This window comes from Desulfovibrio sp. ZJ746 (assembly GCF_011039155.1).
Classification (GTDB): domain Bacteria; phylum Desulfobacterota; class Desulfovibrionia; order Desulfovibrionales; family Desulfovibrionaceae; genus Desulfovibrio.
Genome location: NZ_JAAKEK010000001.1, coordinates 343,720 through 360,659, shown reverse-complemented (window position 1 = coordinate 360,659; position 16,940 = coordinate 343,720). Strand labels below are relative to the sequence as shown.

Annotated in this window: 9 protein-coding genes; 3 read left to right on the top strand and 6 right to left on the bottom strand. The window is 63.7% G+C overall.

Annotated features, from left to right (window positions below; all coding sequences use genetic code 11):
* Positions 1-41: 41 nt before the first annotated feature.
* Together G7Y54_RS01620 and G7Y54_RS01615 are read right to left on the bottom strand one after the other, a co-directional pair.
* Positions 42-767, bottom strand: coding sequence for a flavodoxin family protein (locus tag G7Y54_RS01620; RefSeq protein ID WP_165076372.1), 726 nt, complete (start codon positions 765-767; stop codon positions 42-44).
* Positions 768-778: 11 nt separating this feature from the next.
* Positions 779-1,672 carry a radical SAM protein gene (locus G7Y54_RS01615; protein WP_165076370.1) on the bottom strand — a complete coding sequence of 298 codons (894 nt, stop codon included), beginning with the start codon at positions 1,670-1,672 and terminating at the stop codon, positions 779-781.
* A gap of 225 nt (positions 1,673-1,897) precedes the next feature.
* Here G7Y54_RS01615 and G7Y54_RS01610 point away from each other — a divergent pair, with 225 nt between their 5' ends.
* The 3 genes from G7Y54_RS01610 to rpoC all read left to right on the top strand — a co-directional run bounded on the left by G7Y54_RS01610 (position 1,898) and on the right by rpoC (position 12,252).
* Entirely contained in the window at positions 1,898-3,367 is a 1,470-nt protein-coding gene (locus G7Y54_RS01610; protein WP_165076368.1) for a diguanylate cyclase, read from the top strand.
* Between the two features lie 459 nt (positions 3,368-3,826).
* The gene (rpoB, locus tag G7Y54_RS01605) at positions 3,827-7,963 is read left to right on the top strand and encodes a DNA-directed RNA polymerase subunit beta (RefSeq protein WP_165076366.1); all 4,137 of its coding nucleotides are present in this window, start codon (positions 3,827-3,829) and stop codon (positions 7,961-7,963) included.
* Between the two features lie 116 nt (positions 7,964-8,079).
* Positions 8,080-12,252, top strand: coding sequence for a DNA-directed RNA polymerase subunit beta' (rpoC, locus tag G7Y54_RS01600; protein ID WP_165076357.1), 4,173 nt, complete (start codon positions 8,080-8,082; stop codon positions 12,250-12,252).
* An 89-nt stretch (positions 12,253-12,341) separates the two neighbouring features.
* On the opposite strand, the gene G7Y54_RS01595 is transcribed toward rpoC, so the two are convergent.
* The 4 genes from G7Y54_RS01595 to G7Y54_RS01580 form a co-directional block, all read right to left on the bottom strand.
* Positions 12,342-13,271, bottom strand: a complete 930-nt coding sequence (locus tag G7Y54_RS01595) for a DUF5655 domain-containing protein (RefSeq protein ID WP_165076346.1) — start codon at positions 13,269-13,271, stop codon at positions 12,342-12,344.
* A gap of 90 nt (positions 13,272-13,361) precedes the next feature.
* A complete protein-coding gene (locus tag G7Y54_RS01590; RefSeq protein ID WP_165076342.1) occupies positions 13,362-14,105 on the bottom strand; it encodes a class I SAM-dependent methyltransferase in 744 nt (247 codons plus the stop codon).
* A gap of 18 nt (positions 14,106-14,123) precedes the next feature.
* A complete protein-coding gene (trmFO, locus tag G7Y54_RS01585) occupies positions 14,124-15,482 on the bottom strand; it encodes a methylenetetrahydrofolate--tRNA-(uracil(54)-C(5))-methyltransferase (FADH(2)-oxidizing) TrmFO (RefSeq protein ID WP_165076340.1) in 1,359 nt (452 codons plus the stop codon).
* A 167-nt stretch (positions 15,483-15,649) separates the two neighbouring features.
* Positions 15,650-16,936 carry a TRAP transporter large permease gene (locus tag G7Y54_RS01580; protein WP_165076338.1) on the bottom strand — a complete coding sequence of 429 codons (1,287 nt, stop codon included), beginning with the start codon at positions 16,934-16,936 and terminating at the stop codon, positions 15,650-15,652.
* Positions 16,937-16,940: the final 4 nt, after the last annotated feature.

Below are 16,940 nucleotides of genomic sequence, written 5' to 3'. Positions count from 1 at the left end.
CCCATTCGGGGCATCACTGTCTGCCCTCTTTCCCTGGCTCCTCACGCATCGCGCCCCATCCGCTCTGCCACGGCCAGCGCCTTGTGCCCCTCCATGGCGCCGAATTCATGCACGCCGGTAACGAAGAGGCGGCCACGGTCCTTCCAGCGCTTCAGGCCCAGCATCTGGCGGTAGGCCTCGGCCGGCCCGGCAAAAGAGCGCGGGAACAGGCTCTCGCCGCACATGAGCAGCATGGCCTCCCGCACTTTCATGTCCCGGAGCCGGTGCTTGCGCGAATAAGGATACATCCTGTCCATGGCGCACTTGATGTGCCCGCTGAAATTGTACCAATAGAGCGGGCTGCAAAAGACCAGCATGTCGGCCTGTTCGAGCTTCGGCCAGAATTGCGCGAAGCCGTCTTCCAGCACGCAGGGCTCGCCCGTGCTCCAGCAGCCGTCGCAGTGCTGGCAGGCGCCCACGGGCGTAAGGCCGGAGTGGAACGCGTCCACCGTGTGCCCGGCCTCGCGGGCGCCCTTCATGAAGGCGTCCGCCAGAAGCAGGCTGTTGCCGCCCTCGCGCGAGCTGCCCGTGACCACGAGGATGTTCTTCTTTTCGCCCGAGCCTTTCGTGGTGAAGGACTCCACATGGATGGGCGAAGTGGACGAAAAATGCCGGTAGAGCGCGCCGCCGCCCACGGCGAGCGCGGTGACGGCCCCGGCCACGGTGAACAGCTTGCGCCGGGAGAATTTCCTGCCGCCCCGGGCGGGTGCCTGTTTGTCTTCAGCCATCATGCCCTCCCCTAGAGCGACCGCATGCGCGGGCGGTCCACCATGCGCTCCAGCTCCTCGTCGGAACAGGAGGCCAGCGTTTCGTCGATGTCGGCCAGCACTTCAGCCTTGGCCGCGGCGTCGCGGTTGGCGAAGCGGTAATTGAGCGGGTTCAGGTAGTGGACGCCGTCATAAATGGTGTCGATCTCGAGGTTTTGCAGGAAGGTGCGCAATTCCTCGATTTTTTCCCGTTCGGAGGCCTCGGTGAACTCGCCGCGCCTCGCCATCTCGGCCACCGGGGTCCCCGCGAAGAGGGTCATGCCCGTGGTAGTGATGCGCCGCGGATGCACCTTGTTGAACATGCGCGCCGTGGCCTCGCCGCTGGCCTTGCCCATGCCCTTGCCGCCCATGCCGAGAATGTAGAAATTGGTGTAGGTCATGCCCGCTTCGTCGAGGCGCAGCAATTGCTCCACCGTCTCGGCGGAGTCATGGCCCTTGTTCATGAGCCGGAGCACATCGTCATGGCCGTTTTCCGTGCCGATATAGATGTGCCGGAGGCCCAGGCCGCACAATTCCGCCAGCTCGGCGTCGCTCTTGGCCGTGATGTCGTCGATGCGGCCCTGCAGGCTCACCCGCGAAAAGCGCGGAAAATGCCTGCGCAGCACCTCGAGATATTCCCTAAGCTTGCGCACGGGCAGGGCCAGCGGGTTGGAGCCCGTCATATAGACGGCCGTATTCGGTGGAAAAAAGGGCTTGTGGACGAGCACCTCGCGCTCCAGCTCTTCCGGCGTCACCGCCATGAAGGGATAGCCGCGCGAGACATAGCAGAAGTGACAGTCGTTATAGGTGCAGCCCTGGGTGGCGCGCAGAAGCAGCGAATGGGCCTCCTGCGGCGGACGCATGGCGGGTTCGGTGAAGGCTCTCATCATCCCCCCGGTGTGGAGTTGTGGCGACAGGCGCGGACGCGCTTCAGGCTCATATTTTTAATATCTGCTAAAAAAGTGTCAAGGCAGGCACGGACAACGCCCGCTGGCAGCCCCGGGCGTCTCGTCCCGCCTGTGCCCCCGCGCCGGAAAATGACCGCCCTTGCGGCATTTACAATGCTGGCTATTTTAGTAGTATGAAGACAAAAGCCGAAATGGGAGCAGCTGATGATCAAGATTTATATAGATCCTGAGCTCGATTTCCAGCCGAAACTGCCCAAGAACGCCGCATGGACGGACGACCCGGCGGCTGCCGAGCTCCTGCTCACCCCGGGCAAGGCCCCGGCGGAGTGCAAGGGCCATGTCATCGCCTGCCGCAACCAGGATGCCGTGAAGCACATGGACAAGGCGGAGATCGCGGCCTATCACGACATCTGGCTCTTGCCGGTCATCCCCCCGCTCTGGCAGGCGCGCCTCGACAAGCTCGTGGAATGGGTGTCGGAGCTCAACACCGCGCAGATCGAAAAATCCTGGCTCGAGACGCTCATTGACTCCATGCCCGACATGATCTGGTTCAAGTCCCTCGACGGGCTGCACATGAAGGTCAACCAAGCCTTCTGCAAGGCCGCGGGCAAGACGCGCAAGATGATCGAGGGGCGCGACCACTACTTCATCTGGAACGTGGACCCCGGAAGCGCCGACCACGACGAGACCTGCGTCAACAGCGAGGCCGAGGTCATCAAGGCCAACAAGACCTGCACCTTCAACGAGACCCTCAAGATCGGCGACCAGAAGCGCCACCTGCTCACCTACAAGACGCCCATCCACGACCGCCACGGCAAGATCATCGGCACCGTGGGCGTGGCGCACGACATCACCAATATCCTCAACCTGAGCATGGAGATCGAGATCTTCATCGAGGCCATGCCCTTCCCCATCATCATGCATAACGAGAAGGGCATCATCACCCACATGAACCAGAAGTTCGCCGACTTCTTCCACGAGCGCAAGAGCGACATCATCGGCGTCAACTACTGGGACTGGAAGAGCTGGTTCTTCACCCACGAGGCCGGGAGCCTCGGCTTCATGGACGACGGCGAGCAGAAGTTCGTGAGCGTGCGCGAGACCGAGCTTCGGGACATCTTCGGCAACGTGTTCGGCGGCCTTGCCGTGTTCAGCGACATCACAGCGGAAAAGAACCTCGAGATCACCATCCGGCGCAACGCCAGCGAGGACCACCTCACCGGCCTCGCCAACCGTCACGCGCTCACCGAATATTTCCAGAAGATGGACAAGGAGGTCTTCCACCTCCTCTACCTCGACCTCGACAACTTCAAGGCCGTCAACGACCGCTGGGGCCACGAGACCGGCGACATGGCCCTGCGCAAGATAGCCTCGGTCATGCGCGAGACCTTCCCCAACGATTTTCTCGCGCGCCTCGGCGGCGACGAATTCCTCGTCTGCATCGCGCGCGATATTGAGGATGACGAGCTTGCCGCCTTGGCGGCCAAGGTGCAGGCCAATCTTTCCACCTGGTTCAGCTCGCTCGACAAGCTCTCGGACGTGAGCCTGTCCATCGGCATCCGCCCGGCCTGCGACCCGGAATATCCGCTGGAGCAGCTTATCCATGAGGCCGACCAGGCCATGTATGCGGCCAAGCGCAACGGCAAGGCCCAGGCCAAGGTCTGGGAGCCGTAGGGCGCGTCGCTTCAGCGCCGCTGATTTTTGCATGATCATGACTCCCGGCAGGCCTCTCCCGGGAGTCATGCTGTCAGGGGCCAGCCTCTGCAAAAAATCGGCTCCGCCGTGCCCCATTGCCCGCAAACGCGCCGCCGCCGGGCCTTTGCGGCGGAAAAAATTTTTCGCCCTCGACACTTGCCAAACGAAAGAAATGTGGATATTTGATTGCGTTCACGAATTAAGAGGGAGGGTTAATTGCTGTTTTCTGTAACCTGCTGTAAACGAAACACTTTTTAAAAATACGGCGCAATGACCCAGGCCCTGCGGGACGGCAGGGGATGGGTTTTTGTCGTCTTTGCCGTGCGCGGCAGGCAGCAGCTCAAATTTTGTTTCCCCCAGTGCGCTTTTCTGGCGCGGCAATGGCGCGGGCCCTTTTTTTCGTTGCAAACGCAACTGCCAGACCTTCTTGAGGTACCCATGAGCCAGCTCAGCAAACAGTTCGGCAAGATCAAGACTTCCCTGCCCATCCCCCATCTGCTGAACCTCCAGATAGACTCCTATCGGAAATTCCTCCAGGAAGGCGTGCCCGAGAACGAGCGCAGCCGCGAGGAAGGCCTCGAGGGCGTCTTCCACACGGTCTTCCCCATTGAGGACTTCAACAAGACCGCGAGCCTCGAGTTCGTCTCCTACGAGATCCAGGAGCCCAAGTACGACCAGGCCGAGTGCATCTCCAAGGGTCTGACCTACGAAGCGCCGGTGCGCATCCGCGTGCGCCTTGTGGTCTACGACGCGGACGAGGCCTCGGGCAACCGCACCATCCGCGACATCAAGGAGCAGGACATCTATTTCGGCACGCTGCCGCTCATGACCGAGAAGGGCACCTTCATCATCAACGGCACGGAGCGCGTCATCGTCAACCAGCTACAGCGCTCGCCCGGCATCATCTTCGAGCACGACGGCGGCAAGACCCACACCAGCCGCAAGGTGCTCTACTCCTGCCGCATCATCCCCATGCGCGGCTCGTGGCTCGATTTCGACTTCGACCACAAGGACATCCTCTATGTCCGCATCGACCGCCGCCGCAAGATGCCCGCCACCATCCTGTTCAAGGCCATGGGCATGAGCAAGGAGCAGATCCTCGACTACTTCTACACCCGCGAGCACTACCTGCTCGAGCCGGGCGGCAAGGTCATGTGGGAGGTGGAGAAAGACCTCTACCGCAAGGACACCGCCTACGCCGACATCACGGCCGAGGACGGCACGGTGCTCGTCAAGGCCGGCAAGCCCATCACCAAGCGCGCCTGGCGGCAGATGTGCGAGGGCGGCATCAAGGCCATCGAGGTGCGGCCGGACTTCATCGAGGGCATGTTCCTCGCCGAGGACGTGGTCAACCCCGAGACGCACGAAGTGCTCGCCGAGGCCGCCGACGAGATCACGGCGGGGCTGCTCGAGCGCTGCCGCGAGGCGAACATCCGCCGGCTCTCCGTGCTGCACACCAAGGGCACGGACACCTCCTCCTCCATCCGCGACACCCTCGTGCAGGATCGCATCCCGGACAAGCAGAAGGCCCAGGAGGAGATCTACCGGCGCCTGCGCCCGTCCTCCCCGCCCACGCCCGAGATCGCGGCGAGCTTCTTCGACAACCTGTTCCGCAACCCGGACTATTACGACCTTTCGCCCGTGGGCCGCTACAAGCTCAACCAGCGCCTTGGCCTGCACGAACCGGCCGACCTGCGCGTCTTGAGCGACGAGGACATCCTCACGGCCATCAAGGTGCTCGTCCAGCTCAAGGACAGCCACGGCCCGGCCGACGACATCGACCATCTGGGCAACCGCCGCGTCCGCCTCGTGGGCGAGCTCGTGGAAAACCAGTACCGCATCGGCCTCGTCCGCATGGAGCGCGCCATCAAGGAGCGCATGAGCCTGCAGGAAATCTCCACGCTCATGCCGCATGACCTCATCAATCCCAAGCCCGTGGCCGCGGTGCTCAAGGAGTTTTTCGGCACCTCCCAGCTCTCGCAGTTCATGGACCAGACCAACTCGCTCTCCGAGGTCACGCACAAGCGCCGCCTCTCGGCCCTCGGGCCCGGCGGCCTCACACGCGAGCGCGCGGGCTTCGAGGTGCGCGACGTGCATACCTCGCACTATGGCCGCATCTGCCCCATCGAGACGCCCGAAGGCCCGAACATCGGCCTCATCGTCTCGCTCACCACCTATGCCAAGGTCAACGACTACGGCTTCATCGAGACGCCTTACCGCGTGGTCAGGAACGGCCAGGTCACGGACGAGGTGGTGCATCTTGACGCCTCGCGCGAGGGCGACGAGGTGGTGGCCCAGGCCGACGCGCGCATGGACGCCGACGGGCGCCTCATGGACGAATACGTCACCGTGCGCGTCAAGGGCGAGGTGGAAATGCGCCACCGTGACGAGGTGACCCTCATGGACATCTCGCCGAGCCAGATGGTCTCCATCTCGGCCGCGCTCATCCCCTTCCTCGAGCATGACGACGCCAACCGCGCGCTCATGGGCTCCAACATGCAGCGCCAGGCCGTGCCGCTTTTGCGCTCCGAAAAGCCGCTCGTGGGCACGGGCATGGAGACGGATGTCGCGCGCGACTCCGGCGCGTGCATCGTGGCCCCGGCCGACGGCCGCGTGGAATACGCGGACGCCGACCGCATCGTGGTGGCCTATGAGGGCGACATCTACAAAGAGCAGGGCGGCGTGCGCGCGTATGACCTGCTCAAGTACCACAAGTCCAACCAGAATTCGTGCTTCGGCCAAAAGCCCACCTGCAAGCCCGGCGACATCGTGAAAAAGGGCCAGATCCTCGCGGACGGCCCGGGCATCGACGAGGGCCAGCTCGCGCTCGGCAAGAACCTCGTGGTCGCCTTCATGCCCTGGTGCGGCTACAACTACGAGGACTCCATCCTCATTTCCGAGCGCACGGTGCGCGACGACACCTTCACCTCCATCCACATCGAGGAATTCGAGGTCGTTGCGCGCGACACCAAGCTCGGGCCCGAAGAGATCACCCGCGACATCCCCAATGTCAGCGAGGACATGCTGCGCAACCTCGACGAGAGCGGCATCATCCGCATCGGCGCGCCCGTGAAGCCGGACGACATCCTCGTGGGCAAGATCACGCCCAAGGGCGAGACCCAGCTCACCCCGGAAGAAAAGCTCCTCCGCGCCATCTTCGGCGAGAAGGCGCGCGACGTGAAGAACACCTCCCTCAAGGTGCCGCCGGGAGTGGAGGGCACCATTATCGACGTCAAGGTGTTCAACCGCCGCTCCGGCGAGAAGGACGAGCGCACCCTGGCCATCGAGGCGCACGACACCGCCGTGCTCGACCAGAAGGAAGCTGACCACATGCGCGCCCTTGGCGAGCGCACGCGCGCCAGGCTCGCCCCCATCGTCATCGGCAAGCAGACCGCGGCCTCCGTGGCCGGCAAGAAGAAGGGCGAGACCCTGATGGAAGCGGGCGCGGCCCTCACGGCCGAACAGCTCGCCGAGATCCCGGTCAAGAAGCTGGCCGGCCTCTTCAAGAGCAAGGAAGTCAACGACGAGGTGGCGGCCCTGCTCAAGGACTATGACCGCGAGGTGGACTACCTCCACCACATCTATGACTCCAAGCGCGAGAAGGTCTCCGAGGGCGACGACCTCGCGCCCGGCGTCATCAAGATGGTCAAGGTCTATGTGGCCATCAAGCGCAAGCTCTCCGTGGGCGACAAGATGGCCGGCCGCCACGGCAACAAGGGCGTGGTCTCGTGCATCCTGCCCGAGGAGGACATGCCCTTCTTCGCCGACGGGCGCCCGGTGGACATCGTGCTCAACCCGCTCGGCGTGCCCTCGCGCATGAACATCGGCCAGATCATGGAGACCCACCTCGGCTGGGGCGCCAAGGAGCTGGGCCGCCAGCTCGCGGAGCTCGTGGATTCGGGCGCCATGCTCGATTCCGTGCGCAAGGAAGTGAAGGCGGTGTTCAAGTCGCCCGAGATCGACGCCCTCATCGACGGCATGGACGACGAGGAATTCGTGGCCTCGGTGAAGAAGCTGCGCAACGGCATCGTCACGCGCACGCCGGTCTTTGACAGCGCCACGGAAGACGAGATCTGGGGCTGGCTCGAAAAGGCGGGCCTCGCGAGCGACGGCAAGACCGTGCTTTACGACGGCCGCACCGGCGAGCCCTTCAAGAACCGCGTCACCACGGGCGTCATGTATATCCTCAAGCTCCACCATCTGGTGGACGAGAAGATCCACGCCCGCTCCACGGGCCCCTACTCCCTCGTCACGCAGCAGCCCCTCGGCGGCAAGGCCCAGTTCGGCGGCCAGCGGCTCGGCGAGATGGAAGTCTGGGCGCTGGAGGCCTATGGCGCGGCCTACCTGTTGCAGGAATTCCTCACGGTCAAGTCCGACGACGTGGCCGGGCGCGTGAAGATGTACGAGAAGATCGTCAAGGGCGACAACTTCCTCGAGGCGGGCCTCCCCGAGTCCTTCAACGTGCTTGTCAAGGAGCTCATGAGCCTCGGGCTCGACGTGAACCTGCACCAGGAAGAGGGCAAGAAGCCCAAGCGCGTGGGCTGGGCGCACGAGGCCGGCAACGACGCCGAATAGAAATTCCGCAAGCAACGGGCCGCGCGGGGGGCACCTTCGCGCGGCCGCCGGGATACACCGAAAAACAAAGGTCGAACCACCCTCAACGGGCCTTTCACAAGGCAGGGTAGAGATATATGAGTCTGGACGATCTGTTCACCGCACGCGGCTCCTCCACCAATGCGGCCAATATCCGCAACCTCAAGGCCATCCAGATCTCCATCGCGTCGCCTGAGGCCATCCGCGAATGGTCCTACGGCGAGGTGAAAAAGCCGGAGACCATCAACTACCGCACCTTCAAACCGGAGCGCGACGGCCTGTTCTGCGCCAAGATCTTCGGCCCCGTGAAGGACTATGAGTGCAACTGCGGCAAGTACAAGCGCATGAAGCACCGCGGCATCGTGTGCGAAAAGTGCGGCGTGGAGGTCATCGCCTCCAAGGTGCGCCGCGAGCGCATGGGCCACATCGAGCTGGCCGCGCCGGTGGCGCATATCTGGTTCCTCAAGACCTTGCCCTCCAAGATCGGCACCCTGCTCGACATGACCATGGCCGACCTTGAGAAGGTGCTCTATTTCGACTCCTACATCGTGCTCGACCCCGGTCAGGTGCCGGGCATCCAGAAGCAGCAGGTCATCTCCGAGGACCAGTACCTCCAGATCATCGAGCGCTACGGCGAGGACGCCCTCACCGTGGGCATGGGCGCCGAGGCCGTCCGCACCCTCTTGGAAGAGCTCGACCTCGAGAAGCTGCGCGCGGAGCTGCGCGAGGAGGGTGAGGCCACCAAGAGCCAGACCCGCAAGAAAAAGATCACCAAGCGCCTCAAGATCGTGGAGGCCTTTCTTGAGTCGCAGAACAAGCCGGAATGGATGATCATGGAGGTCATCCCGGTCATCCCGCCGGAGCTTCGCCCGCTCGTGCCGCTGGACGGCGGCCGCTTCGCCACGTCGGACCTCAACGACCTCTACCGCCGCGTCATCAACCGCAACAACCGCCTCAAGCGCCTCATGGAGCTGGGCGCGCCGGAAATCATCATCCGCAACGAAAAGCGCATGCTCCAGGAAGCGGTGGACGCGCTCTTCGACAACGGCCGGCGCGGCCGCGCCATCACCGGCACCAACGGGCGCCCGCTCAAGTCGCTCTCCGACATGATCAAGGGCAAGCAGGGCCGCTTCCGCCAGAACCTCCTGGGCAAGCGCGTGGACTATTCCGGCCGCTCGGTCATCACCGTGGGCCCCTACCTCAAGCTGCACCAGTGCGGCCTGCCCAAGAAGATGGCCCTCGAGCTCTTCAAGCCCTTCATCTACGCGGAGCTTGAGAAACGCGGCTACGCCTCCACCATCAAGAGCGCGAAAAAGATGGTGGAGCGCGAGGAGCTTGTGGTGTGGGACATCCTCTCCGAGGTCGTTCGCGAGTATCCCATCCTGCTCAACCGCGCGCCCACCCTGCACCGCCTGGGCATCCAGGCCTTTGAGCCGCTGCTCGTGGAGGGCAAGGCCATCCGGCTGCACCCGCTCGTCTGCACCGCCTACAACGCGGACTTTGACGGCGACCAGATGGCCGTGCACATCCCGCTCTCGGTGGAGGCGCAGATCGAGTGCCGCGTGCTCATGATGAGCACCAACAACATCCTCTCCCCGGCCAACGGCGGCCCGGTCATCGTGCCCTCGCAGGACATCGTGCTCGGCCTCTACTACATGACGGTCGAGCGCAGCTTCGAGAAGGGCGAGGGCATGACCTTCTGCGCCCCGTGGGAGGTGGAGAGCGCCTATGACGCCGGACAGGTCTCGCTGCACGCGCGCATCAAGGTGCGCATGCCCGACGGCAAGATTTACGACACCACGCCCGGCCGCGTGCTCGTGAGCGACATCCTGCCGCCCGAGCTGCCCTTCGAGACCGTGAACACCGTGCTCACCAAGAAGGCCATCGCCAAGCTCGTGGGCGCGGCCTACCGCACCTGCGGCATCAAGTCCACGGTCATCCTTTGCGACCGCCTGAAGGACCTGGGCTACGAGTTCGCCACGCGCGCGGGCGTGACCATCGGCGTCAAGGATCTCACCATCCCGGAGAGCAAGAAGGCCATCCTCGCCCAGTCGCAGGCCGAGGTGGACGACATCGAGCGCCAGTACCGCGACGGCATCATCACCCGCACGGAAAAATACAACAAGGTGGTCGATGTCTGGACCAAGGCCACGCAGGATGTCTCCACCGAGATGACCAAGGAGATCTCGCACGAGCTCGTCACCAACCCCGTGACGGGCGAAACCGTGGAGAACCAGAGCTTCAACCCCATCTTCATGATGTCCAACTCGGGCGCGCGCGGCAACCAGGACCAGATGCGCCAGCTCGCCGGCATGCGCGGCCTCATGGCCAAGCCCTCTGGCGAGATCATCGAGACGCCCATCACCTCGTCCTTCCGCGAGGGGCTCTCGGTGCTGCAATACTTCACCTCCACCCACGGCGCGCGCAAGGGTCTCGCGGACACCGCCCTCAAGACGGCCAACTCCGGCTACCTCACCCGCCGACTCGTGGACGTGGTGCAGGATGTCATCGTCTCCGAGCATGACTGCGGCACCGTGGACGGCATCGAGCTCACCCACCTCAAGGAGGGCGGCGACATCAAGACCCCGCTCTCCGAGCGCGTGGTGGGCCGCGTGCTCCTTTACCCTGTCATGGATCCGGACGACCCGGACAAGGTGCTTTTGCCCGAGAACACGCTCATCACCGAGACCGAGGCCAAGCTCATCGACAAGAAGGGCATCTCCTCGGTGACGGTGCGCTCGCCGCTCACCTGCCAGTCCGAGCGCGGCATCTGCGCGCTCTGCTACGGGCGCGACCTTGCGCGCGGGCACCTCGTCAACACGGGCGAGACCGTGGGCATCATCGCGGCGCAGTCCATCGGCGAGCCGGGCACCCAGCTCACCATGCGCACCTTCCACATCGGCGGCACGGCCTCGAGCACCATCGAGAAAAACAAGTTCGAGGCCCAGAACGCGGGCCGCGTCATCCTCAACCGCGTGCGCGCGGTCACCAACCGCGAGGGCGCCGAGCTCGTGCTCGGCAAGAGCGGGCAGCTCACCATCGTTGACCCGCAGGGCCGCGAGCGCGAGAAGTACATCCTGCCCAACGGCGCGCGCCTCATGGTCAAGGACGGCGAGGAAGTGGCCAAGGGCGCGGTGCTCGCCGAATGGGACCCCTTCAACGAGCCCTTTGTGGCCGAGGAGGAGGGCATCGTCCGCTTTGCGGACATCATCGACGGCAAGACCGTGCAGGAAAAGGTGGACGACGTGACGCGCCAGGCCTCCCTGACCATCATGGAATATCGCACCACCAACTTCCGGCCGGCCATCTCCATCTGCAACGAGGACGGCACGGTTAAGAAGCGCGCCCACGGCTCCGCGCCCGCTGTCTACACGCTGCCCGTGGGCTCCATCATCATGGTCAAGGACGGCCAGGCCATCCAGGCCGGCGACATCCTCGCCCGCAAGCCGCGCGAGACCTCCAAGACCAAGGATATCGTCGGCGGCCTGCCGCGCGTGGCCGAGCTCTTCGAGGTGCGCAAGCCCAAGGACAAGGCCGAGATCTCGGAGATCGCCGGCACTGTCACCTATGAGGGCGAATCCAAGGGCAAGCGCAAGCTCGTGGTCACGCCGGAAATCGGCGAGGCCAAGGAATACCTCGTGCCCAAGGGCAAGCACATCACCGTGGCCGACGGCGACTTTGTGGAGGCGGGCGACGCGCTCACCGAGGGCTATCCCGAGCTGCACGACATCCTGCGCACCCGCGGCGAGAAGTACCTCGCGCGCTATCTGGTGGACGAGATCCAGGAGGTCTACCGCTTCCAGGGCGTGGGCATCGACGACAAGCACATCGAGGTCATCGTGCGCCAGATGCTCAAGAAGGTGACCATCCTCGACGCGGGTGGCACGAGCTTCCTCGTCGGCGAGCAGGTGGACAAGGCCGAGTTCAAGCAGGAGAACCAGAAGGCCATCGCCGAGGGCCGCGCGCCGGCCACGGCTGAGCCGCTTGTCCTGGGCATCACCCAGGCCTCGCTCACCACGTCGTCCTTCATCTCCGCGGCCTCCTTCCAGGAGACCACCAAGGTGCTCACCGAAGCCTCGCTCAAGGGCAAGATGGATCACCTGCGCGGCCTCAAGGAGAACGTCATCGTCGGCCGGCTCATCCCGGCGGGCACGGGCTACCGCGAATACGTCAACGGCGAGATCGAGGTGCCCGAGCAGAAGGAACGCCCGGACAAGTTCCTCGAAGAACTGGAAGAGAATCCCATCATGGTGGATCTGACGCTGAACTGATGCCCGTCAGGGCAAAAGATAGAAAAGCCCGGCCAGTAATGGCCGGGCTTTCTGTTTTTGGATGACTGGAACTTTGTGGCCCCGGGTTTTCAGCTCTCCTCATAGGCGCGTTCAATGAGCGGCAGAGCCTTGGCCAGAGTGGCTCCATTTTTGAGCCGCACCTCCAGATCTCCAGTGCCATAATGCCCCACACCGCTCACATCCCTCGTAAAACCCGGCTCCAGTTCCATAGACTCCGGGTTCAACTTGAGCCAGAGCAGAATTTCGGACTTGAGCGGCCAGAGGCAGGCAAAATTTTTCAGCCGTGTGCATGCAACATGATGGCCAAGAAACTTGATATTCACGTCCTCCCCCAAGCCACGGATATAGTCCAGCGTTTCATCCCAAAGCTGTGCAATCTCAGGGGAAGCATTATTAAGCTGCTTGGCGAGCGGCCCTTTCTCGGGTGTCTCGGTATCAGGAGGCACCGGCTCTGCATGGTGAGTGGATTTGTGGGTCTTGGAAACGGTCTGCAACGGCGCAGAGGTAAGAAGCTCGAAAAGGAGGAGGTCATCAGAAAAAAACTTGTAGCGGATAAGTTCGATATTTCGGCCAATCTGCGCGACAGCATGTAAATCAAACTTGGTGAAGTCGCCGGCAATACAAAGCACCCGTGTGCCAGTCCATTCAATATGGTCCGCCGCCTGCTTGCCGTAACGTTCGAGCACCAGCAGCTTGAACTCCGCGCGATGGTCCAGCAGCCAGTCCAGATAGTAGAGGCCCTGGTTGATGACATTTTCATTGGTGTGGCGCTTGTATTCGAGGATGACCGGGCAGCCGTTCTCGTCAAGGCCCAGGGTGTCGATGCGCCCGTGGTGGTTCTTGCCGGTGGGATATTCCCCTGCCACGAAGCGGATACCGAGGAAACACTCCAGGTTTTTCTCCATGAGCGAATGCAGCCCCTTCTCCAGAGGGGCCGTGCTACCGGGGAGTTCCTGCGCGCCACTTTTGGAAAATCGGAACAGCTTGATGTCGCTCATGGCCTTTCCTCCACTTTCTAAAGAACATCGTAGCCAGCAGAGAGGTGTAGAGCAAGTTAACCTGCGCGGAAAACGGCAGGCAACTTCCCCTCAGCTCTGCGCCACCACCCGCAGGCGGCGATAATCGGCCACCCAGGCCTGGCCGTTCCAGAGGCGCGGGCGCGCCAGTTCTTCCACGCGGCTCAGGAGCGCTTGCTGCATGGTTTCGGGCAGCGGCTGCAATTCGGCGGCGAAAAACTGGCGCAGCCAGTGGCGCAGGCCCTGCTCCCCGTTCCGCAAAACCGTCGGCCTGTCGTACGTCACAACGAGTTCGGGCGTGAAATGGTTATCCCGAAGCAGCCGCGCAAAGGCATCCGCCTCGGGGAAGGTGAACCGGCTTGCATAGCGGAGGCCCTGTTCCTCACAGGCGCGGGCGAAGGCGTCTTCAATGGCCGTCACATTGCCCCGGGCGCCAAACTCGCAGACAAGACGGCCCCCCGGCTTCAATGCCCGGCGGATGTTTTTCAGCAGACGGTCATGGTCGGGCAGCCAGTGGAAGACCGCATTGGAAAAGACCATATCGAACTCGGCCGCAAATGGAAGTTCCAGCGCGTCCGCCACCCGGAACTCAATCTGCGGGAAAGACCGCCTTGCGGCATCGATCATTTCCGGCGAGGCGTCGATGCCGATTACGCGGCCGGCGCGCAGGGCGAGCTCGCCGGTCAGCGTGCCTGTGCCGCAGCCGAGATCGAGGATGGCCTGTTGCGGGTCAGGCGTGACAAATTCCAAGAGTCCCTTGCCATATTCCGCCACAAAGCCGTGGTTGTTCTCATAGAGATTCGCGTTCCATTCCATGCCCCACTCCCGGCAGCTTTAATGCCCGCCAAGGCCGCTGGTCGCCAGCCAGCCGGCAAAGGCCGCTTCGGCGCGGGCGGCATAGAGCGCCTTGCGCTCCTTTTTGCGGGCGCGTTCGTCCAGCCTCGGCATGAGGCCGAAATGCACGTTGGACGGCTGGAAGCGTTTTTCCGGCCGCTGGAGATGCCCGAGCAGGGCGCCGAGCGCCGTTTCCTTGGGCGGCGCCGGAAGTTCGCGCCCGTGGGCGCGCGCCGCCAGCAGAAGCCCGAGCCACAGGCCGCTGCCTGCGGACTCCACATAGCCCTCCACGCCCGAAATCTGGCCGGCCAGATAGACGCCGGGCCGGTTTTTGAGCTCCAGACCCGGCGTGAGCGCCTGCGGGGCGTTGACATAGGTATTGCGGTGCATGCTGCCGAAGCGCGCGAACTCGGCCCGCTCCATGCCGGGCACGAGCCGGAAGATGCGCTCCTGCTCCCCCTGGAGTAGCTTGGTCTGGCAGCCCACGAGGTTACAGGTCTCGGCATTGGCGTTCTCGGCCCTGAGCTGGAGCACGGCCCAGGGGCGCCGCCCGGTGCGCGGGTCCACAAAGCCCACGGGCTTGAGCGGCCCGAAGGTCAGTGTGCGCGGGCCGCGCTGTGCCAGCGCCTCCAGCGGCATGCAGCCTTCAAAATGCACTTCCTTCTCGAAATCCCGGGCCTCCATGACGCGCCCCTCGCTGAGCGCGGCAAAGAAGGCCTCATACTCCTCGCGGTTCATGGGGCAGTTGAGGTAATCCCCCTCCCCCTCCGGCTCCCCGTTCTCCGCCCCGTAGCGCGAGGCGCGGAACACCACCGACATGTCGAGCGAATGCGTCCAGACGATGGGCGCGATGGCATCGTAAAAATAGCAGTGCTCCCCGCCGATGACCCCGGCGAGCGAGGCGGAAAGCCCGTCGGAAGCCAGCGGGCCGGCCGCAATGACGATGCCGGCGCTCCCCGCGCGGGCCAGTTCCGCGTCATCCAGGGAGTCGATGCGCGCATGCCGCACGGTGATGCCAGGCTCCGCGGCCACGGCCTCTGTCATGGCGCGCGCGAACGCCTCGCGGTCCACGGCCAGCGCCTTCCCGGCTGGCACGCGGCAGGCATCGGCCGCTGCCATGAAGGCGCTGCCAAGGGCGCGCATCTCGGCCTTGAGCAGGCCCACGCCGGAAGTGCGCTCGTCCGAGCGCAGGGAATTGGAGCACACGAGCTCCGCAAAATCGTCGCTCACATGCGCCGGCGATCGGAAGAGCGGCTTCTGCTCAAAGAGCGTCACGCTATGGCCGGCCCGCGCCAGCTGCAGGGCGCACTCGCAGCCCGCAAGGCCGGCGCCCACCACGGCAAAGGAAGATGAAGGCATGGATGCTCCTGCTGGTTTCGGGGTGTGCGCAGCATGGAGGAAAAACCGCAGGATGGCAAGACATGTGCCGCTGGCACACTATCCACGGCCACGGATGACACGCGGCAATGAAAAACCCCGGCCCAAGGGGGCCGGGGTCCTGAGTGTCTTGCCGCGTTCGCGGCCCGTCAGTTGCCCATGAGCCAGTTCATCGGCGCGATGGACAGCTTGGGGAAGAAGAGGAGCAGGAAGAGCATCGCAATCTCCACCAGGAGGAAGGGGATGAGGTGCTTGACGAGCTCCACGATCTTGATGTTGCCCACGCCGCAGACCACATAGAGCACGGTGCCCACCGGCGGCGTGATGACGCCGATGCCCAGGTTAAGGATAAAGAGCAGGCCGAAGTAGTAGGGGTCGATGCCGGCCTGCTGGATCATGGGGAAGAACACCGGCGCGAAGATCAGGATGTTGGGCGTGAGGTCCATGACCATGCCGATGAGGAACAGGAACACATTGATGCACAGCAAGAGCAGGATGGGCGAATCCATCAGCGGCTCGAAGAGCGCGCCCATCTGCTGGGGAATCTGCGCCATGGTGATGAAGTAGCCCACGGCCGAGGCCGTGGCCACGATGAGCATGACCACGGAGGTCGTGCGCGCCGCCGCGGCGCTGACGCGCAAAAGCTGCTTGATGGTCAGCTCCCGATAATAGAGCAGGCAGACCACGATGGCGTACACCGAGGCAAATGCGCCGCCCTCGGTGGGCGTGAAGATGCCGAAGCGGATGCCGCCGAGGAGCAGAACCGGCATAAGGAAGGCCGGGGTGGAGTCGAGGATGATCTTGAGCTTTTCCTGGCGCGAGAAGCTGATGGTCTCGTTGTAGCCGTCGATGCGCACGATGAAGAACCACACGGCCATGAGCGCGAGGCCGATGAAGATGCCCGGGAAGAGGCCGATCATGAACAGCTTGGTGATGGACAGGCCGCCCACGGTCGCGCCCAGAAGGATGAAGTTGGTGGAGGGCGGGATGATGGGCCCCAGGATGGCGCCCGAGGAAATGATGGCGCCCGCGCGGCCCGGTTTGTAGCCCACTTCCTTCATCATCGGGAGCAGCAGGGAACCGAGGGCCGCCGCCTCACCCACGGAACTGCCCATGAGGCCGGCAAAGATGATGCTCGAAACGACGGCCGCATAGCCCAGGCCGCCGCGCACCCGGCCCATCATCAGCTGGGCCAGCCGGACCACGCGCTGGGAGAGGCCGCCCGCCGCCATGATCTCGCCGGCGAAGACGAAGAAGGGGATGGCCATGAGCGGATAGTTGTTGGCGCCGTCCAGCATGGAGGTGGCGATGACGATGGGGTCGAAAAATCCCGAATACGCCATGAGCACCAGTGCGCAGATGACGAGCACAAGGCAGATGGGGATGCCGAAGGCGAGGAAGAGGAAGAGCGTCAAAAGAAAGATGAAAAGTTCCATATCT